We start from the raw sequence: 18294 nt of genomic DNA on the forward strand, positions 1-18294 counted from the left end.
AATTTGATAAGCCGTTATCCAAGTACTGCTTATATTAATTGGGAAGAAATTATTTTATGAGAGCATTAGGGATTAGAGTTGAACCTAAGAAAGTTACATTTGTAGTGATTGATTATATTGAAAATGAAGCAAATATATTAAATGTTGAAGCAATTAAAATACCTGTTTCATTAGATTTTCCTGCTAAATTAAAATATGTGAGAAATACTGTGCTAGATATTATTAGAGAGTATGGTATAGAGGTTGCGGGAATAAGAATTGCCGAATCTAATTCTGATAATGTAAATATTAATCGGTTGCATATTGAAGGGGTTATACAGGAAGCTTTTTCGAGTAGTTCAGTACAAAGTTACTTTACTGGTCAGCTCATGTCTATATCAAGAAAATTAAATATTAGTAAAGATGAATATAAATCGCTTGTGAAGTCAGGTTCACTTTTTGCAAGAATTAATGGCTGGTCATCATGCACTAATAATGAAATTAAAGAAGCTGCTTTAGTTGGATATGGAGCACTACTATGATTTATCCATGTCAAAAAGCCCAGGTTTCATTTGAATACATCTCTGAAATAGGACAAGAGGGAAGAAATTCAAAAGTTTATTTTGCCAAGGATAGTAATCTAGATGGTGAAATAGTAATTAAAGAAATTTTAAAATCTTCGTTTGAAGATAATAGCTTATATTTCGATGAGGCTAGAAAGCTTTACAAAAGCTCACATCCTAATGTCGTTCAAGTCTCTTATGCTTGTGAGGATGATGAAAAGATATATATAGCTATGCCTTTTTATAAGAATGGTTCATTAAAAAAGTTAGTTAGTATTAGAAATTTAACTGTTCGAGAAATAATAAAATATGCAACCGAATTTTTAAGTGGATTACATAATATTCATTCAAAAAATTTAATTCATATGGATATTAAACCAGATAATATCTTACTTTCTGACAGAAATGAGGCTTTACTATCTGATTTCGGTTTATCTCAGCATCTTAACCTAGATGGGCTTACTGAAGCCGATAAAGCTTATCCTAAAGTTTTACCTCCTGAATATTTTACTGAAGACCAAGTTGTTGACAGAACATATGATATTTATCAAGCTGGCTTAGTTTTATATATGTTATGTACAGGAATCAAAAATTTTGATGAACAATTTTTTTCTTATTGGCCTGATCATAAAGCATTAGTTAAAGCTATTACTTCCGGCAGATTTCCTGTAAGGAACGCTCATCTACCTCATATTCCTAAAAAGTTGGTAGCAATAATTAATAAATGTTTGCAGGTTCAGCCTATTAGTCGTGCGAGATCTGCATTAGAAATTATAAATGCTTTAGCTGATATAGATGGAAATATACTAGATTGGCAGTATACATTTGATGAGACGAGTCAAATACGTATTTGGGAAAAAATAGTTGATGGTAGGCGATTTAAGTTACAAGTACTTACTGACCATTCATCAATTGCCACAAAAGAAGTTAATGACAGGGAAACTAGGATTAGTGCATACTGCAAAAAACGGATTGATGTAGAAGAAATTCGTGATTTTTTGGAAAAGCACTAGATGAGCACTAAGAGAGTTAACAGAGCCATGCTTTCAAGAGAGAAATTGTTACCCTCAACTAATCAGTCTCAAATTAAATTTCTTTCTGATGAAGTTCTTAAAAAAAGAACCAAAGACTTAGACTTCTTTGGTTCTAAGCATATTTCATTGTTGAAAAAATGAATCTTAATTCTCGACCCACTTAATTAAGTGGGTCTATTGTTTATATTTTTTTCCCATATTTTTATATAATTAGTCTATCTTTGTGGTTCATATTCAGAGCAACTCTAATTGGCCAATTTCATATTTATAAGTTTGCCATTCACCCTCACGCGGTACACGCTCAATACAAGTTTCACTGCACCACAATTCAATTAAAGCTTCGCCGTGTTCATAATTTGGAACTCCGCCTCGAGCCCACTCTGAGATTGTAGAAGCCCCAGCTACAGGTAAAACAAAAGCTATCTTTTCATGTGTCCAACCTAATCGGCCTAAATCTAGAATCATTCTATTGAAGTCTGGGCGTTTGTAAGTACGGCGTTTTGATAGAAATTCTTTAACCTTTTTTTGCTGCCGTAAATTGATAAATCTTTCAGCATCAGCTTTTTTAAAAACTGTACTATCCATGCCACAATTATTTATAAACATCATTATTGAATCCCCTGAATTTGATTTAGGGCATCATGATCTAGGTTAGCAAATTGGCAGTATTTCAATTGAGAATGCATATAGGCAGTTCCAACCTCTCCGTGGCGGTTCTTACCAACTATGGCTTCAGCAATTCCACGAAATTGAGATTCCTTATTGTAAACTTCGTCTCGATAAAGGAAAACAATTTGATCTGCATCCTGTTCAATGGCACCAGATTCACGTAGATCTGACATCATTGGACGCTTGTTTGGTCGTTTCTCTAACTCACGATTGAGCTGTGATAAAAGGACAATGACACAATTAAATTCTTTAGCCATAGCCTTGAGTTCACCAGTGAAGTAAGCAATCTTTAAATCTTCTCGAGCAAATTGCTTAGATGTTTTCATAATCTGTAGATAGTCAATTAGAACTAATCCTACTGAGCCATATTGATGAAGTACTTTTCGGATCGATTCTCTGATGTTCGCTATCGATGGGCGTGAAGTATCATTGATCTGCATTGGAATATTTTTTAGCCGCCCTACAGCGTTTGTATATGCTGTGAATTCTTCTTTAGGGAGTAGGTGAGGAGAATTCCGCACTAGGCTAATGTCCGCAGGTGCTATAGCACAGCATAAGCGCATTGCGATTTGTTCTTTTGGCATTTCACCAGACATAATTAGTACTGGTTTTTTCTGAACTACGGAGACATGATTTGCAATTATTTGCATCATTGTCGTTTTACCCATAGCTGGTCTTGCTGCCACAACCATTAAGCAGCCAGGTTCTACATCACCAAGTTTTTTGTCAAGATCAAAAATGCCAGTTTGAATACCTTTGATTAGTGTTGTACCGGCAATAGCGGCTTCCATCTTTTTGCTTATTTCGACAAAAGTATTTGATGCAGCATCATGGATATGAAATAGGGATTCGCTCCCTGATTCGGTATTTAGATTGGCAAAAGCAGTTTGTGCATTCTGTACCAGTTCACCACGATTTACAGTCAAATGTCGTGCTTGCTGGATTATTTTCATTGCTTCAGCTTCAACCTGACGACATATGGTCAAATCCTTTAATTTTTCTGCATATGATTGCAGATTGTAGAAACTAGAAGGAGCATCATTCATTAGTTGTATAAGATATTTATCACCGCCTGATGCTTCACCGTAGTTACGCATTTCTAACCATTGGTTTACGAGTACGGCGTCGTATGGAGAATCTTTTTCATCAAGGTCTACGATTGCGCTAAAGATCAACTTATGACGTGTTGCATAAAAATCGTTTTCAGATAATAAATTTTCAACTTGTGCATAAGATCCAGCTACGGTCATTAATGCAGCAAGAACCGCTTGTTCAATTTGAAGATTATGAATTGGAAGAGTATTTGTATTCATTACATACTCCCCAGTAAACTTTTAGGTTTGCTGTCTACTAAATTAATTATAGGTTGAGTCGTGATAGTAGGATGAGTTTCAGATTGCTTCACATAATTCGGATTTGCTTTTTGATAACGTTCAAATTTATCAATGATCCAACGGGCAAAACAATAAAGTTTTTTAGCATTAGGCATCGCTTGGCCTGCATAGTGAGCATTGAAAGCACCGAGTTGAAATTCGAAATCTGGTAACCCAAAAATTAATTCTAAATTCTGCTGCTGTCCCGCTATATTTAGGATGCTAATTAGTTGATCTCGATCTGGAATCCACTCGTGTTCTTGAGAGAGATTCATTGATAGATTCACTGATAGGTTCTGCATCCCAGAATTGGGTACATTCAACGTACCGTTTTTGGGATTATTCAAAATCCCGTTTTCGGGGATATTTCCATTATTGGAATCATTCCGTTTTTGGGAATGTTTAATGTTCCCACTTTGGGGTATATTTGTTCTGGATTCAGTATCATTTTTTGAAACTGAATTAGCCAGATTCGGGTTATATTCTTCACGGCCTTTTACGCCGTTTAATTTAAGTATACGGACTCTTTTTGTTGGTCCTGTACGTTCACCAGTATCGCTAACTAGCCCAATTTTTATGAGCTCTAATATAACCTTTTGAACTGTCTTTTTGTCTAGCATAGTGTCAGCAGCTAAGCGATCAATGCTAGGCCATGCGGTATGTTCTTCACCAGCCCGGTCTGCTAATGAAAGCAGAACCAAGCGTTGAGCAGAAGTTTTAACAGAAGCTGTCCATGACCACCGGGTTGCATCAATGCTCATCAGATCCTCCTTGCCTAATATTTTTAATGACGGCGGTAATGAGTCGATCTGGTGTTATGCGAACGGATTCTACATATGTAGAAGATTGTGAAGTTAGTTTCGGTTCTGTAGTTGGCTGAACCGAATTTTTATTGACTGAAACTTGGGGTTTATCCATTTTTAGATACCTCCCATTCAGATTCAAATTTTTCACTTTCAGTAGAAAAAGTATTAACATTGGCTTCAGCGAAGAATTCAGCAATATTAATTAAATGCTCAAGTGTCGTAAAAACACCGCTGTGAATGACATCCTTTACTGCTTCTTTACTCAATTCAACTTCGAGTTGAATTTGAGAAATTAAAGTTTCTAGCCAAGCTATATTTTCTTGAGCAAGTGAGTAAGCCCCAAATAGATCGCCCGCGTCATACCGATCATATGGTTCTTGACGATGTCTGTTTATTTCAGCGCTATATATATCAACATAAGAGTTGGAAAGTTGAAGCGAGATTGCGATTAAATTTTCACACTCTGTGAAGAGTGAACTATCGAAATCATGTCTTTCGGCATAATCTTTAACGAACGCTGCAGTCTTACTAATTTTATTGAGTAGAGTGCGAAGTTGAGTAGCCGTTTCATATGCAATTTTATAAGCATTTAAATAATCAGTAGCAGTATAGAAGGGGACTAATTGCTCTTGTAATTGAATTTGTACTTTAGCGTTCATGATGAATGCGCTCCTTGTGTTTGTTTCGGAGCTTTACCAGTCACGACCAAGTGAGGGTGGCAAAGCTGAAAAGGGTTGGTCGACAGGTACACAAGAGACCCGCACATCCGAAGATGTCCCTCTCCAGCTTCACCATAGAAATGCAGAAGCATAGAGATTTTACGCATAAAAAAAGCCCGAAGCGGACTGTATGCGCTTGTGTAATTATAGCCGACCAAAGCTAATCTAGTGATTTTGCACCAGACAGACTTAATATAGATCAATAAAATTAATTTGAAAAGGGCAAGGCTAAAAATAGTTGGATATGTCATACAGATTCTCCAAATCTTTTAGCCAAAATTTGCATGCCTTTGGGCAGAATGAAAAACTCGGTTTGGGTATAACTATATGGTTGGCCAGAGGCTTTTACACCTTCTTTTAGTGAATATTTAGTTTCACAGTATCCTCGATTTTCACTGTAGTACGTTGAAGCCCTCGCATTATTTAGATAGCGATCCCAGTTATGTTTTCTAAGCCATTCAGCTAACACTTGCTGCTTAACATTCAGAATTTTACATGCTTGCTGGAACTTCACGCCATGTTCAGTATGAGTGATAGTTTCTATTGCTTGTGACAAGGCTTTGTTTTCTGAAGTTAACTGTAGATTCTGTTTGGCTTGAATTTCGATAGCTTGCAAAAGGTGCTGTGGATTGTTGATATCAAATGCTGGTGTTTGCTGTTCAAGTTCATACCAACGTTTCACAATCGCAGCAGTAAATTCTGGGCAGAGTTGAGCTACTACTGTTATCGAATCCAACTTACCTTGTTCACCTGAAAATACATATTCAGTGCTTGTGCGCCCAGCTGTAGGCTTTTCCACCGTTGGTGGTAAAGTAATAACACGGCGTTCTGCTAAACGTTCAATTGTTCTTTTGACTGAATCTAAGCGTGTATTGGTAATGAGAGCGATATCTGAACTCAACATTTGTTGAGAAGGTAAAATTATACTAATAGGAGCATTCATTGTTAGGCCTCCATTTCTGCAGCAGTTTTCTTGCTGTTATGCCATTCAACCAATTCTGCATAGTCGAAGAATACAGGCGCTTGTTTTGATGTACCCATTTTCATCGGACGTGGAAATGTAGGATCTTTACGTATAGTGTGACGGAGGGATTCACGTGTTACATCAAGCAGCTGGCAAGCAGTACTAAATTGAATTCGAATTGGAGTTATTTGAAGCATAATTACAACCATGTATTTGTAAAGCATAGTTGTAATTAATCAGAAAGTTATTGGGGTAACGAAGACCCAAAGGGGTAACTGTATTATTATTTTTTGGCGTAACCCCAAATTTAAGTATTTGTATTTGGTGATTTTTATGCAGTAATTCCTTTAGTTTTTTTTCTTTATAATTATTTTATTTTGGAGTTACCTCCAGTTTTTGCATTGGGGTGACGGCAAATCTTGTCTATACACTTTTTCATATAGTCATTATTCATAAACTCTGGATAATTATCTCCAATCCAAGCCATTACAGTGCTTTGTTTCGGAGCTATATCTGTCTCTGGATTGTATTTTATCCAAAATTCTTGGATTACTCCTGTTATAGCTTTTAATGCGGGCGTTAAGTACTGATTTGGATTCACTTGAGTGGATATAGTATTTACTTGCGTCCCTTTAGTTCCCGATATAGTGCTAGAAAGAAAGCTTAATTTTTCTATTTCAATCCGTTGTTTAGCTACTTTAAAACGTAAATAATTAATCTCTGATAAAGGATCTTCAATTTTTGAAAAGTCTAGAACCTCTGGTTTAGGTCTTGGTTCATGATTACCCAATCTCATCAGAGGTGTATACATAACATGAGTACCTTCATAACTGGTTCTATTAAAATTTTCTATAATATATCCTCTAGTTACTAAGAATTCTTTTAGAAGTAATTCATCAATCAAATTATCTTTCATCTCTAGAACATTCATTTCAATTGCTCTTAAAATGAGGTTCAGAGCTTTTTCATTCTCGGGATAATGTTTTTGATAATTCTCTAAATTATTTTCTTTTAATAACTCTAAGGCTTGAGGATTATCGCCAGTCATAAGACAAGCTGCTTCTAAAGCAGAGAACTCTTCTTTATTTAAGATACTAGAAAGAAAAGTTTTATCTGAATGATTTAGAAACTTAAGAGGTTTTTTTGATGGACCATTGAGCTGCAACAAAAGTTTTTCAACCTCAGAAATATGAAAGACTATTTCATGAGCTTTAAAAATATTTCCTTTAAAATCTTTGATTTCATATAACCATCTTTTTTCTTGTATATCTTCATCTATTAGTGGAGGAAAAGCTTTTAGATATTCATCTTTTTGAAGAGCGGGAAAATCGCTAATTGATGAAATATGCTCAATAATTTTTCCAATATTAAAAAAAAAGTCGCAAGTATTAGGATCTGTATAGCCAATATATTCTATAAAATTTGAGGCAAAGACATATCCTTTAAATTTTCTAGTCCAGCTTACGGTTTCTATATGAGCAACTGGATCACGCTTATCAATACTGTCTTGAAAACGCTCATCAAGAATGCAAACAATATTTCCTTCAAAATAAACACAAGGGTGTAATTCCCCGCGTCTGCAATAATCTTTGATTGTATGAATATTCAATTTATTCTTTGAAGCTTCTATAAGCTCATTTAATGAAAATATTTTTTGCATTTTGCCTCCCACGGCATACCCAGTTAGGAGCTAAGCCAATCGGATTGGGTATCCGACTTTCGCTCCGTCGAGCTAGGCTTAGCAAACTGTTAAAATTGATTAGTTCATCAATTTTGCATACTTAAATTGTATGATCTCTTCACCTAAAATCTGTGCTGTATAATCATATGGACTAATACTTGTTTCTTTAGTCGCATCTAAATAACTACTCCACCAATTGAGCATTGTTTTTCTTTCTTCTAAGAACTCTGCTTTATGGGTATATGCAAGTCGTACATTATTACGCTCTTGGTGACTCATTTGTTTTTCAACAGCATCTTTTTGGAATAGTTTACTTTGGATTAGGGCTGCACAGGCCATACCTCTAAATCCATGGCCACAAACTTCAGTGTTTGTGTCATATCCAAGACGGCGTAGAGTTTTATTGATAGTGGATTCACTCATAAAACCATGCGGATCACCGTTTTTAGGAAAAACATTTTGAGTGTGTCCGCTGTATTTGTAGATCTCTTTTATTATAGCTAGTGCCTGGTTCGATAGAGGAATTAAATGAGGTGTTTTCATTTTTGCACCGCGATGAGAATATTTGTAACCTTCTACAAAATCTCTAGTTGGGGGAATGGTCCAGATAGCATTCTCAAAATCAAACTCCTTCCATCTTGCAAATCTAATTTCACTTGAACGAGCAAAAGTATGTAAAGCAAATTCAACACATAGTCGAGTAAGTGGATGGCCAGTATCAGAAGCTAATTTAGCTTGCAGCTCGGGCAATCTTTCTAATGGTAATTGAGGGTGATGTTTGGTTTTTTTTGAAAGGATGAAAATATCTTGAAGACCATAGGCTGGATTGCTTTCAATAAATCCTTTCGACATTGCAAATGCAAAAATACTTGTTAGCCGTTGCCGGGTTTTTTTTACAACTTCGGTATAACCTAAGTCTTCAATACTTTTAATTACTTGAATCAGTTCTTTTGGCTTGATTGCATCAATAGGTTTTTTCCCAAGTTTTGGGAAAACATACTCTTCCATATTCTTAAGAGCTCTTTCTGCTGTTTCAGTTCCCCAGCGTCCAGTATTTTTATATGCTGTATGCCATTCTCGAGCTATAGATTCAAAATTATATTTATTGTCTAGTTTAGCCTTTTGTATTTCGCTGTATTCAATTGGATCTATTCCATTGGCTAATAGTGTCTCCAATTCACGGCGCTTATCTCTGGCAGCTTTTAAACTTAAAGCAGGGAAGTTACCTAATGTCATTAAGCCATCTTTACCATTAGCTCTTTTATATTTAAATCGCCATACTTTTGAGCCACTTTTACGAATGAATAGAATCAGTCCATGACCATCATATAGGGAATAATCTTTTTCCTGCGGCTTTGCACCAGTGCATTTAGAGTCGGATAGCGGAATAGTTTTCTTAGCCATGGCAGAATAAGGATACATATTGAGTAGAACTTTATATATCCTCAATCATATCCTTAAATATTGCAACTATATCCTTATGTATTTATCTATATTCTTCTATGATTTATGTATAAATATTTGAATAATAATTACTTTTAACTAAATTATTTTATATTTTGCTGTTGGGTTTGTGCGCCCTGCGGGACTCGAACCCACGTCGGTCGCTTAGGAGGCAACTGCTCTATCCAGTTAAGCTAAGGGCGCATAATTTTATGATTATAAACAAAAAAGCTATTGCTAAGGCAATGGCTTTTTTACGTTTTAGTTATTAAAACTTTTGCCAGAGTGGCCAATAAAGATAAAGTTGAACCATTCAAAGGTTTCAAACACTTATATCTGTAGAAAAACAGTTTAGAAAGCTAAAAAATCACAAAAACTTCATGTTTATCTTTCTATGATCTGAAGCAAAACACGAAAAGGTTTAAGACAAGCAATTGAGTAGATGAAACTATTCCCAAAAGGTTGTTTGTTAAAAATCAGATTTAGCTACCTATAATTCAAAAGGGCAGAGCATGAAAAAAATTGATGAACAGGACTTATCTAGAATTATTGAAATGGCATGGGAAGATCGCACTCCATTTGAAGCAATTGAGCGAGAGTATGGCTTAAGCGAAAGCGAAGTGATTCGTTTAATGAGATACAACCTAAAAACCAATAGTTTTAAACTTTGGCGTAAACGTATGGCAGGGCGTAAAACTAAGCATCAACAATTACGTTCACCAGACGTTGAACGAGCTTACTGCTCTCGTCAGTATAAATATACTTAACATCATCAGATATAATCAATTGAAAACCAGCTGATTCAACAATTAAGAGTAGTGTTGAATCAGTTAAAACAATCGAGTGAAATATCTACTTAGTTGATCGGGCTTGTCTTTTACATCTTTCAGAGCAATATTTTACTTCTTCCCAGCAACGTTCCCATTTTTTTCGCCAGTCAAAAGGACGTTGACAATAGGCACATATTTTCTGGGGGAGATACTGTTTTTTCATGGTCTTAAAGCTCATCAAGTTGATGAATAAGTAACTTGGCATGCTGCATGACAGAAGCTTTATCTTTCATACGATCAAGGTTTTTATAGACCATAGCCATTCTGGGATTCTGACGAAATATGGCCTCATGTCGGCTCATAAAATACCAATATAAACTGTTAAATGGACAACTGTCAGACTCAGTTTTTGTTTTGACGTTATATGTACAGTGCTGACAATAATTTGACATTTTATGTACGTAATTACCTGATGCAGCATAGGGTTTACTTGCCATGATGCCGCCATCTGCATACATTGCCATGCCTAAAGTATTCGGTAATTCGACCCATTCATAAGCATCTACATAGACTGCTAAATACCATTTGCAAATTTCTGATGGAATTACACCTGCTAAAAGTGCAAAGTTGCCTGTAATCATTAAACGCTGAATATGGTGAGCATAGCCATGTTCAAAGGTATTTCTGAAACACTCGGCCATACATGCCATTTTTGTATTACCAGTCCAGTAATATTGTGGCAGCGGCGTGCTGGCATGAAGGGTATTTTGATCGCTATAGTCAGGCATAGATAACCAATATATTCCACGCACATATTCCCGCCATCCTAATATCTGCCGAATAAATCCTTCTACTGCATTTAAGGGAGCCTGTCCGCTGTAATAGGCTGTTTGAGCAGCGTCACACACTTCTTTTGGCAACAACAATCCACAATTTAAATAAGGTGAGAGCAGACTATGAAACATAAAATCTGAACCATAAACCATAGCATCTTGATAATCGCCAAAGTGAGGTAAGATGTTAGAAATAAAATGATCTAGAGCAAGTAGGGCATTTTGACGGGTAGTTGCCCATTGAAAGGAGTTGATATTGCCGATATGTTGTGAAAATTCTTTCTTGACCAGTTGAATAACATCTATATCAATTTGATCATGCTCAAAGGCTAATTTTGGTGGCAAAGATGGATTGCCTGACCACGCTTTTCGATTGGCTTGATCAAAGTTCCATTGCCCGCCAACGGGTTGTTGGTCATGCATTAAATAGTGAGTTTGCTTGCGCATTTCTCGGTAAAAGTATTCCATTCTTAGTGTCTTATATTTGTTTGCCAATTGCTTGAATTGTTCTACGGTACAAAAGAATCGATCATCTTCTAAACAAATAACAGGTAGTTTTAGCTTGTTAGCCCATGAATTTTCGATTTCATGTTGTAAGCGATACTCACCACATTGGGTAATGACGAGAGCATTCGCCGAGAAGTGTTGCTGCTGCAAAGCAATAAAGTCGACTAACTTTTTTATATGACTTTCGCGCTTAAATGTGTGGTAACGGATTTTCCAACCCTGTGCTTTTAATTCTTTTACAAAGTGCCGCATTGCACTAAAAATCAGTGCTATTTTTTGTGGATGATGAGCAACATAAGATGTTTCCTCAAATACTTCAGCCATCAAGATAACGTCTTCATTCCGGTTTAAATACTTGAGCGTTGCGAGTTGGTGATTTAATTGATCACCCAGAATTAAACCAAATCGCATATTTTTGCTTCATGAGATGGAACTAAAACTAGTCTATATTTTCAGAGATCAATTTTATGTGAAGCAGAGCTTCTAACTTCATCACTAGTCACTTAGCTATAAAAAGATAAAGACAACTTAAAAACATAACGCATGTGAATAAAATGTGAATTTAATCAAAAAGATACAAATTAAATGAATTGAAGGTGTTCGCTAATATGCGTAAGATTTTAAAAAAATATGTTTAAGCTTGATCCTTTTGAAGGAGCAATAGAGTCCAGCGAAAGGTTCTTCACTCGAGTATATAAATGGATACCAACAACCATCCTATTGCTTATATTTTTCAGCAGCAACAACTTTTGGTTGATGCGAATTTTAATCTACCTTGCCTTCAACAGCAGGAATATGATTTACCTATACAAGCAGACCCTCTAGTAATAGCAAGAGATTTCCAAGAAGGCGAACTTATTCCAAATGGATATCAGTTCATACCTATTCGCCAACTCTTACAGTATTGGACTAAACCGCAGTTTGAACAGGCAAGTCGCGCTTTTCAGTTGCTAGAGTGGCGCCGTAATCATCAGTTTTGTAGTCGTTGCGGACATAAAACCCAGCAGCATAAGACTGAATATTCGATGACTTGTCCAGCATGTAATTTTAGTCAATATCCTAGGGTCAATCCTTGTGTAATTACCATTATTACGCGTGGTGAGGGCGAGATTTTGCTTGCTAAAAATGCTAGAAATAAGAGCCAGATGTACAGTTTAATTGCTGGCTTTGTCGAGGTAGGGGAAACACTAGAAGATGCTGTTCGACGTGAAACATTAGAAGAAGTGGGATTACACATTAAGAATATTCAGTATTTGGCGAGTCAACCATGGCCATTTCCCAGTAACTTAATGTTGGCCTTTAAAGCTGAATATGAAGCGGGCGAAATTGAAATTCAGGAGAAAGAACTTAGCGATGCTCAGTTTTTCAAATTTAATCAATTACCTGAAATTCCATTTAAGGGCAGTATTGCTCATGCAATGATTATGCACGTTATTCATGGCACACCTGTCGCTGATGATACGAAACAGTGGCTTTAAACTGAGATTCAGATATGGCTTTAATCTTATAGTTTTAAATAAAAAAGCCATTGTCTAGACAATGGCTTTTTAGATTTATTTATTCTTCCGGATTCTCAATGGAATCTAATTTTTTAGGATTTAAATAGTCAAAAAGTACAAGCATTGCAGTAATCCAAATAGGGATCATCATTACTGACTCTTTGAAGCCTTGAGTCCACATAATATAGAGAACCACAGCAATAAACGCTAAAACTAAGTAATTACTAAAAGGTGACCATAACGCTGGAAAAGATGTCTTAATATTCGCGTGCTTAACAAAGCGTCTATACTTCAAATGTGTAATTGATATCATTGCCCAGTTTAGAACAAGTGCACCAACCACAACATACATGAGATGCCCAAGAGCATCTTCAGGTACAAAGTAATTTAAAAGAACGCAACCAAAGATTAATAAAGCAGAAAGCAGAACAGCGGGAATAGGAACCCCCTGTTTATTGGTTTTTGCAAAAACTTTTGGTGCATTACCTTGTTGAGCGAGACTGTAGAGCATACGGCTATTTGCAAACATCCCACTGTTATAAACAGATAAAGCAGCAGTTAAAATAATAAAGTTAAGTAAGTGTGCAGCCCAACCAATACCCATTTGGCTAAAAATCATAACAAATGGACTTTTATCGAGACCGCCAAGATCTAATTGGTTCCATGGCACTAATGAAAGTAAGATCGCTAGTGAACCGATATAGAAAATCAAGATACGGAAAACGACTTGGTTAATTGCTTTTGGAATCGTTTTTTTCGGATCTTTTGCTTCTGCTGCGGCCATACCAATCAGTTCAATACCACCAAAAGCGAACATCAAGAAAGCCAACATATAGAAGAGGCCGCTAAAGCCATTCGGAAAAAATCCACCATGAGACCAAAGGTTACTAAATGAAATATTTGAGCCTACATCTGCTGTAAATAGCAAATAGAGTCCAAAAACAATCATAGAGATGACCGCAGCAACTTTAATAATAGCGAGCCAGAATTCGGACTCACCATAAAATTTGACGTTTGTTAGGTTAATTGCCGTAATCACGACAAAGAAAAATAAGACAGACGTCCACGCTGGAATATGAGGCCACCAATAATTAATATATTTGGCCACTGCGGTGAGTTCGCTCATCGCAACCAGAACGTAGAGTATCCAATAATTCCATCCGGTTAAAAATCCGGGAAATTTCCCCCAGTATTTATACGCAAAATGGCTGAACGATCCTGCAACAGGTTCTTCAACAATCATTTCTCCCAGGTGGCGCATAATTAAAAAAGCAATTAAGCCACCAATGGCATATCCTAAAATAATGGATGGTCCCGCAGATTGAATCACTTGCGCCGAGCCTAAAAATAATCCGGTACCAATTGCTCCACCCATAGCAATTAATTGGATATGTCGATTTTTTAGTCCTCGTTGAAGTGTAGAAGATTCGTTGGTCAAAGGTCTTCACTCACTATGAATAAGTAAATTATTCTAATAGATGGAGTTATTTTAGCCTAGACTACAAATTAATAAGCAGTGACTGAAAAGTAATTATAAAAACTATTTAAAATCATAATCTTGCTTTTAATATTTCTATTTCGAGTGAAAAGTACTCTAAAAAATATAATTTCAGATAGACTTTTTTTCTTAGATTTTGCTTAGATGAAGTCATTGCAAGAGTATTGTTAAATTCACAAAATATGCTCACGTCAATACGATTGATGTATAAAGCAGATCGCTATCTCTTAGCCTTAAAACAATTTAAGATGAAGAGAAGGGTAAACAAGAATGCTTGTTTTGATATAGAAGAACATAATAGTAAGGATAACAGTTGATATGAGCTCAGTACCGCAAATTAAAATTCCAGCAACTTATATGCGTGGTGGAACGAGTAAAGGTGTCTTTTTTAAACTTGATGATTTGCCAGAAAGAGCTCAAGTTGCAGGTCAAGCAAGAGATCAGCTCTTACTACGTGTAATTGGTAGTCCAGATCCTTATGGAAAACAAATTGATGGGATGGGCGGAGCTACTTCGAGTACCAGCAAAACAGTTATTCTCGCTAAAAGTACGCAACCAGATCATGATGTCGATTATTTATTTGGTCAGGTTTCAATTGATCAAGCTTTTGTAGATTGGAGTGGTAACTGCGGTAATTTGACTGCGGCTGTTGGTTCTTTTTCGATTTCAAATGGTTTAGTTGATGCCGATCGTATTCCGGAAAATGGTCTCTGTACCGTTCGAATCTGGCAAAAAAATATTCAAAAAACCATTATTGCGCATGTGCCTATTACCAATGGACAGGTTCAAGAAACTGGAGATTTTGAACTGGATGGGGTGACTTTCCCTGCCGCTGAGGTCCAAATTGAGTTTTTAGATCCTGCCGATGATGGTGAAGAGGGCGGTGATATGTTCCCGACAGGGAATGTTGTTGACCAATTAGATGTTCCAGAGATTGGTAGTTTTCAAGCCACATTTATTAATGCTGGTATTCCAACCATTTTCTTAAATGCAGAAGATTTAGGATACGAAGGTACTGAGTTACAAGATCATATTAATAGTGATGCAGCAGCACTAGCACGTTTTGAAAAAATTCGTGCCTATGGCGCAGTTCAGATGGGCTTAATTAAAGATATTTCAGAAGCAGCAGCGCGTCAGCACACACCAAAAATTGCTTTTGTCTCTAAACCAAAAAATTACACAGCATCAAGCGGTAAAAACGTTTCAGAGAATGATGTCGATTTACTTGTTCGAGCTTTGTCGATGGGTAAACTTCACCATGCAATGATGGGAACAGCAGCAGTTGCGATTGGTACGGCAGCTGCCATTCCGGGTACATTAGTAAATTTAGCAGCTGGCGGTGGTGAACGTGAAGCAGTGCGTTTTGGACATCCTTCTGGAACATTACGTGTTGGTGCTCAAGCTGAACTTACAAATGGCCAGTGGGTTGTTAAAAAGGCGATTATGAGTCGTAGTGCACGTGTGTTAATGGAAGGTTGGGTACGCGTCCCAGGTGACAGCTTCTAAAAGTCACTTAAAAATGAAAAAAGCCTCTCCATTTTGTAGAGGCTTTTTTACATGGGCCTTCGAAAACTCATCACGCACTTTTCACATTGAATCGTGTATGATGTAGCGCATGAATGCTTCAAGACATTCAATAAAATTTCTCTACTGATTTTATCGAGGCGACTGTGTCATCACTCTCTCAAGTTAATGCGGATGTTTTAAAACAAGCTCAACAACGTATTCAACAAGATTTATTGACGACACTGGCCGCATTTTCAATTCCAGAACCTTTAAAAAGTGCGGTACACCATGCAGTCATGCTTGGTGGAAAACGTGTGCGTCCGGCTTTGTGTTATGCCACTGCTTCTTTACAGCCAAATCCAAATTTTGCTGCGGCCCGCCGTGCTGCGGTTGCAGTTGAACTTATTCATTGTTATTCCCTAGCACACGATGACTTGCCCTGTATGGACAATGATTTACTGCGTCGTGGTCAGCCGACTTGTCATGTTGCGTTTGGTGAAGATACTGCTTTGCTTGCTGGTGACATTTTACAATCAATGGCTTTTGAGGTTTTAGGTAGCCGTTTGTTTGATGAACAAGGGCAGGGTACTGATGCTGCGATTGTATTAAAACAAATGCAGATTTTAGCAACTGCTAGCTCCAAAATGGTTTCTGGACAGGTTTTAGATTTGCAAGCTGAAGGCAAGCAAATTACTCAAGACGAACTTGAAAATATCCATCGTAATAAAACCGGTGCGCTCATTCAGGCAGCCATTATGATGGGTGCAGTGACAATCTTCTCTGGAACAGATCAAGCAATTCCAAAGTTACGTCAATATGGACAAACAATTGGACTAGCTTTTCAAGTGTTAGATGATATTCTAGATATTACTTCGAGTACCGAAACCTTGGGTAAAACTGCAGGTAAGGATGAACAAGTACAAAAATCGACATATCCAGCCCTAATGGGGCTCGAACAAGCAAAGGTCTATGCTAAAGAATTGCATGATCAAGCCTTTGAAGCCTTAGCGCATTTTGGTGACGATGCGAAAGAATTAGTAGATATTTCACAATTCCTTTTAGCACGTACCAATTAATAATATTAAATCAATATTCATAACTTCTATTCATGCGAAGTGAATAAGGGAGAAAAGAATGAATGGTGCTCAGCTTCATCAAAAAGCAATTGAAATCGCGCGTAATCTTCCCTTTAGCCAACAGACCCATCCATTTGGGCCAGACTATGAAGTTTTTAAAATTTTAGAGAAAATGTTCATGTTGACCGCAGAAGTAGCTGGCGTCAAAATGGTTAATGTTAAATGTGATCCCTATAAAAGTCAGGAATATCAGGAGCTCTATTCATTTATTATTCCTGGATATCACATGAATAAAAAGCACTGGATTTCGATTACACCGCATAAGAACTTAACAAGAGATTTACTTCAAGATTTAATTCGCGACTCTTATGATTTGGTTGTAAAAAAACTCCCTTTGAAAGATCAGAAAAGATTAAAAACCAATAATATAAAAGATAAAAAACGGCGACATAGTAGTCGCCGTTTTGTTTTCAAATACTTATTTAAAGTAAACACATTAATTATGTTTTCCCATAATACCGCGAATTGTATTTAAAACATCGGCAGGTAAAACCACAGTTTTAGCATTGCTTGATTTCGCCATATCTTGCATCGCTTTCACATATTGTTCACCTAAAAGGTAAGCAACAGGAATCTCTTTATCACCAACCGCACTGGTTACCATTTCAATTGCTTTTTGAGATGCTTCTGCTAAGACCACTTGAGCTTCAGCATCACGACGAGATGCTTCTAAACGACCTTCTGCACTTAAAATAGCAGCTTGTTTTTCACCATCGGCTTTTGTAACGGCAGCACGACGTTGACGCTCTGCCGCAGCTTGCTCTTCCATAGCCGCTTGCATGGTGTGAGAAGGTTGAATATCTTGAATTTCAACAGTTTTTAAAGTAATACCCCAATCTGAAATATCATCAGAAATCGCAGCTTTGAGCTTGGCTTTAATATGATCTCGTGAAGACAATGCATCATCTAGATCCATTTCACCTACAATAGAACGTAACGAAGTTTGTACAAGGTTTTGAATCGCCCATGTATAGTTTTCAATACCATAGACCGCTTTTTCTGGTGTGGTTAAATTAATGTAGGCCACTGCATTCATTAGTAATACGGCGTTATCACGTGTAATTACTTCTTGAGATGGAATATCAAGCACAATATCTTTCGTGGTAATTTTATATGCCACTTCATCTACATAGGGAATCACAAAATTAAGCCCAGGATTAAGGGTCGAATGGTATTTACCTAAACGTTGAACAATCCACTTATAACCCTGAGGAACAATACGTACCCCTTTAAAAATGGTGACAGCCACAAAAGCCAAAAAAGCTAAAACAATAATAGTACCGACTGGCATGAAAATACCCTCTCTTTATCTTT

General features: G+C 36.8%; 19 protein-coding genes, 1 tRNA gene and 1 pseudogene. 8 read left to right on the plus strand and 13 right to left on the minus strand.

Annotation, left to right across the window (positions count from 1 at the left end; all coding sequences use genetic code 11):
- Positions 1-56: 56 nt before the first annotated feature.
- Both ACYU0V_RS03635 and ACYU0V_RS03640 read left to right on the plus strand, forming a co-directional pair.
- Positions 57-521: a hypothetical protein gene (locus ACYU0V_RS03635; protein ID WP_417891006.1), complete on the plus strand. Its 465-nt coding sequence runs from the start codon at positions 57-59 to the stop codon at positions 519-521.
- Positions 518-1555, plus strand: a complete 1038-nt coding sequence (locus ACYU0V_RS03640) for a serine/threonine-protein kinase (RefSeq protein WP_417891005.1) — start codon at positions 518-520, stop codon at positions 1553-1555. Before ACYU0V_RS03635 ends, ACYU0V_RS03640 begins: the two co-directional genes overlap by 4 nt.
- Positions 1556-1810: 255 nt before the next feature.
- Here ACYU0V_RS03640 and ACYU0V_RS03645 read toward each other — a convergent pair whose 3' ends face one another.
- From ACYU0V_RS03645 to ACYU0V_RS03660, 4 genes are all read right to left on the minus strand, one after another.
- A complete protein-coding gene (locus ACYU0V_RS03645; RefSeq protein WP_461849096.1) occupies positions 1811-2185 on the minus strand; it encodes a hypothetical protein in 375 nt (124 codons plus the stop codon).
- A complete protein-coding gene (dnaB, locus tag ACYU0V_RS03650) occupies positions 2185-3558 on the minus strand; it encodes a replicative DNA helicase (RefSeq protein ID WP_461849098.1) in 1374 nt (457 codons plus the stop codon). Before dnaB ends, ACYU0V_RS03645 begins: the two co-directional genes overlap by 1 nt.
- Positions 3558-4379 carry a helix-turn-helix domain-containing protein gene (locus ACYU0V_RS03655; protein WP_461849099.1) on the minus strand — a complete coding sequence of 274 codons (822 nt, stop codon included), beginning with the start codon at positions 4377-4379 and terminating at the stop codon, positions 3558-3560. The genes dnaB and ACYU0V_RS03655 overlap by 1 nt, the downstream gene beginning before the upstream one ends.
- A gap of 149 nt (positions 4380-4528) precedes the next feature.
- Complete coding sequence (locus tag ACYU0V_RS03660) at positions 4529-5083, minus strand: hypothetical protein (protein WP_461849101.1); 555 nt, start codon at positions 5081-5083, stop codon at positions 4529-4531.
- A 1-nt stretch (position 5084) separates the two neighbouring features.
- On the opposite strand from ACYU0V_RS03660, the gene ACYU0V_RS03665 reads away from it, so the two are divergent.
- A complete protein-coding gene (locus ACYU0V_RS03665) occupies positions 5085-5237 on the plus strand; it encodes a hypothetical protein (RefSeq protein WP_153228076.1) in 153 nt (50 codons plus the stop codon).
- A 153-nt stretch (positions 5238-5390) separates the two neighbouring features.
- Here the strand turns inward: ACYU0V_RS03665 and ACYU0V_RS03670 are convergent, their stop codons facing one another.
- From ACYU0V_RS03670 to ACYU0V_RS03690, 5 genes are all read right to left on the minus strand, one after another.
- Entirely contained in the window at positions 5391-6086 is a 696-nt protein-coding gene (locus tag ACYU0V_RS03670; RefSeq protein ID WP_461849102.1) for a phage antirepressor KilAC domain-containing protein, read from the minus strand.
- A 2-nt stretch (positions 6087-6088) separates the two neighbouring features.
- On the minus strand, positions 6089-6304 hold the full coding sequence (locus tag ACYU0V_RS03675) for a transcriptional regulator (protein WP_336012997.1): 216 nt from the start codon (positions 6302-6304) through the stop codon (positions 6089-6091).
- 170 nt (positions 6305-6474) lie between these two features.
- The gene (locus ACYU0V_RS03680; RefSeq protein ID WP_461849103.1) at positions 6475-7767 is read right to left on the minus strand and encodes a hypothetical protein; all 1293 of its coding nucleotides are present in this window, start codon (positions 7765-7767) and stop codon (positions 6475-6477) included.
- Positions 7768-7866: 99 nt separating this feature from the next.
- A complete protein-coding gene (locus tag ACYU0V_RS03685) occupies positions 7867-9192 on the minus strand; it encodes a tyrosine-type recombinase/integrase (RefSeq protein WP_461849104.1) in 1326 nt (441 codons plus the stop codon).
- A 170-nt stretch (positions 9193-9362) separates the two neighbouring features.
- Positions 9363-9435 (minus strand) — tRNA-Arg (locus ACYU0V_RS03690).
- Positions 9436-9743: 308 nt separating this feature from the next.
- On the opposite strand from ACYU0V_RS03690, the gene ACYU0V_RS03695 reads away from it, so the two are divergent.
- Positions 9744-9998 (plus strand): TIGR03643 family protein, encoded by a 255-nt coding sequence (locus tag ACYU0V_RS03695; RefSeq protein ID WP_461849105.1) that lies wholly within the window; start codon positions 9744-9746, stop codon positions 9996-9998.
- 85 nt (positions 9999-10083) lie between these two features.
- On the opposite strand, the gene ACYU0V_RS03700 is transcribed toward ACYU0V_RS03695, so the two are convergent.
- Both ACYU0V_RS03700 and ACYU0V_RS03705 read right to left on the minus strand, forming a co-directional pair.
- The gene (locus ACYU0V_RS03700; protein ID WP_081410660.1) at positions 10084-10224 is read right to left on the minus strand and encodes a DUF2256 domain-containing protein; all 141 of its coding nucleotides are present in this window, start codon (positions 10222-10224) and stop codon (positions 10084-10086) included.
- Between the two features lie 4 nt (positions 10225-10228).
- Entirely contained in the window at positions 10229-11752 is a 1524-nt protein-coding gene (locus ACYU0V_RS03705) for a cryptochrome/photolyase family protein (RefSeq protein WP_461849106.1), read from the minus strand.
- A 287-nt stretch (positions 11753-12039) separates the two neighbouring features.
- On the opposite strand from ACYU0V_RS03705, the gene nudC reads away from it, so the two are divergent.
- Positions 12040-12819 carry an NAD(+) diphosphatase gene (gene nudC, locus ACYU0V_RS03710; protein ID WP_461849107.1) on the plus strand — a complete coding sequence of 260 codons (780 nt, stop codon included), beginning with the start codon at positions 12040-12042 and terminating at the stop codon, positions 12817-12819.
- Between the two features lie 79 nt (positions 12820-12898).
- Here nudC and ACYU0V_RS03715 read toward each other — a convergent pair whose 3' ends face one another.
- Positions 12899-14278 carry an amino acid permease gene (locus tag ACYU0V_RS03715; RefSeq protein WP_031946772.1) on the minus strand — a complete coding sequence of 460 codons (1380 nt, stop codon included), beginning with the start codon at positions 14276-14278 and terminating at the stop codon, positions 12899-12901.
- Positions 14279-14656: 378 nt separating this feature from the next.
- Here ACYU0V_RS03715 and prpF point away from each other — a divergent pair, with 378 nt between their 5' ends.
- From prpF to ACYU0V_RS03730, 3 genes and pseudogenes are all read left to right on the plus strand, one after another.
- Complete coding sequence (gene prpF / locus ACYU0V_RS03720) at positions 14657-15844, plus strand: 2-methylaconitate cis-trans isomerase PrpF (RefSeq protein ID WP_461849108.1); 1188 nt, start codon at positions 14657-14659, stop codon at positions 15842-15844.
- 164 nt (positions 15845-16008) lie between these two features.
- Positions 16009-16920 carry a polyprenyl synthetase family protein gene (locus tag ACYU0V_RS03725; protein ID WP_032006512.1) on the plus strand — a complete coding sequence of 304 codons (912 nt, stop codon included), beginning with the start codon at positions 16009-16011 and terminating at the stop codon, positions 16918-16920.
- 58 nt (positions 16921-16978) lie between these two features.
- Positions 16979-17338, plus strand: a pseudogene (locus tag ACYU0V_RS03730) (MmcQ/YjbR family DNA-binding protein); the annotation flags it as partial.
- A 78-nt stretch (positions 17339-17416) separates the two neighbouring features.
- On the opposite strand, the gene ACYU0V_RS03735 reads toward ACYU0V_RS03730, so the two are convergent.
- A complete protein-coding gene (locus tag ACYU0V_RS03735) occupies positions 17417-18271 on the minus strand; it encodes an SPFH domain-containing protein (RefSeq protein WP_032006515.1) in 855 nt (284 codons plus the stop codon).
- Between the last annotated feature and the right edge of the window lie 23 nt (positions 18272-18294).

It is taken from the genome of Acinetobacter sp. X9, from assembly GCF_054889255.1.

What these genes read in the sequence shown, in the direction of transcription:
- ACYU0V_RS03655 (WP_461849099.1), bottom strand. Translation starts at nt 4,379, where the DNA reads ATGAGCATTGATGCAACCCGGTGGTCATGGACAGCTTCTGTTAAAACT.
- ACYU0V_RS03665 (WP_153228076.1), top strand. Translation starts at nt 5,085, where the DNA reads ATGAATGCGCTCCTTGTGTTTGTTTCGGAGCTTTACCAGTCACGACCA.
- ACYU0V_RS03735 (WP_032006515.1), bottom strand. Translation starts at nt 18,271, where the DNA reads ATGCCAGTCGGTACTATTATTGTTTTAGCTTTTTTGGCTTTTGTGGCT.
- ACYU0V_RS03675 (WP_336012997.1), bottom strand. Translation starts at nt 6,304, where the DNA reads ATGCTTCAAATAACTCCAATTCGAATTCAATTTAGTACTGCTTGCCAG.
- ACYU0V_RS03705 (WP_461849106.1), bottom strand. Translation starts at nt 11,752, where the DNA reads ATGCGATTTGGTTTAATTCTGGGTGATCAATTAAATCACCAACTCGCA.
- nudC (WP_461849107.1), top strand. Translation starts at nt 12,040, where the DNA reads ATGGATACCAACAACCATCCTATTGCTTATATTTTTCAGCAGCAACAA.
- ACYU0V_RS03640 (WP_417891005.1), top strand. Translation starts at nt 518, where the DNA reads ATGATTTATCCATGTCAAAAAGCCCAGGTTTCATTTGAATACATCTCT.
- ACYU0V_RS03700 (WP_081410660.1), bottom strand. Translation starts at nt 10,224, where the DNA reads ATGAAAAAACAGTATCTCCCCCAGAAAATATGTGCCTATTGTCAACGT.
- dnaB (WP_461849098.1), bottom strand. Translation starts at nt 3,558, where the DNA reads ATGAATACAAATACTCTTCCAATTCATAATCTTCAAATTGAACAAGCG.
- ACYU0V_RS03685 (WP_461849104.1), bottom strand. Translation starts at nt 9,192, where the DNA reads ATGGCTAAGAAAACTATTCCGCTATCCGACTCTAAATGCACTGGTGCA.
- prpF (WP_461849108.1), top strand. Translation starts at nt 14,657, where the DNA reads ATGAGCTCAGTACCGCAAATTAAAATTCCAGCAACTTATATGCGTGGT.
- ACYU0V_RS03660 (WP_461849101.1), bottom strand. Translation starts at nt 5,083, where the DNA reads ATGAACGCTAAAGTACAAATTCAATTACAAGAGCAATTAGTCCCCTTC.
- ACYU0V_RS03645 (WP_461849096.1), bottom strand. Translation starts at nt 2,185, where the DNA reads ATGATGTTTATAAATAATTGTGGCATGGATAGTACAGTTTTTAAAAAA.
- ACYU0V_RS03635 (WP_417891006.1), top strand. Translation starts at nt 57, where the DNA reads ATGAGAGCATTAGGGATTAGAGTTGAACCTAAGAAAGTTACATTTGTA.
- ACYU0V_RS03680 (WP_461849103.1), bottom strand. Translation starts at nt 7,767, where the DNA reads ATGCAAAAAATATTTTCATTAAATGAGCTTATAGAAGCTTCAAAGAAT.
- ACYU0V_RS03670 (WP_461849102.1), bottom strand. Translation starts at nt 6,086, where the DNA reads ATGAATGCTCCTATTAGTATAATTTTACCTTCTCAACAAATGTTGAGT.
- ACYU0V_RS03695 (WP_461849105.1), top strand. Translation starts at nt 9,744, where the DNA reads ATGAAAAAAATTGATGAACAGGACTTATCTAGAATTATTGAAATGGCA.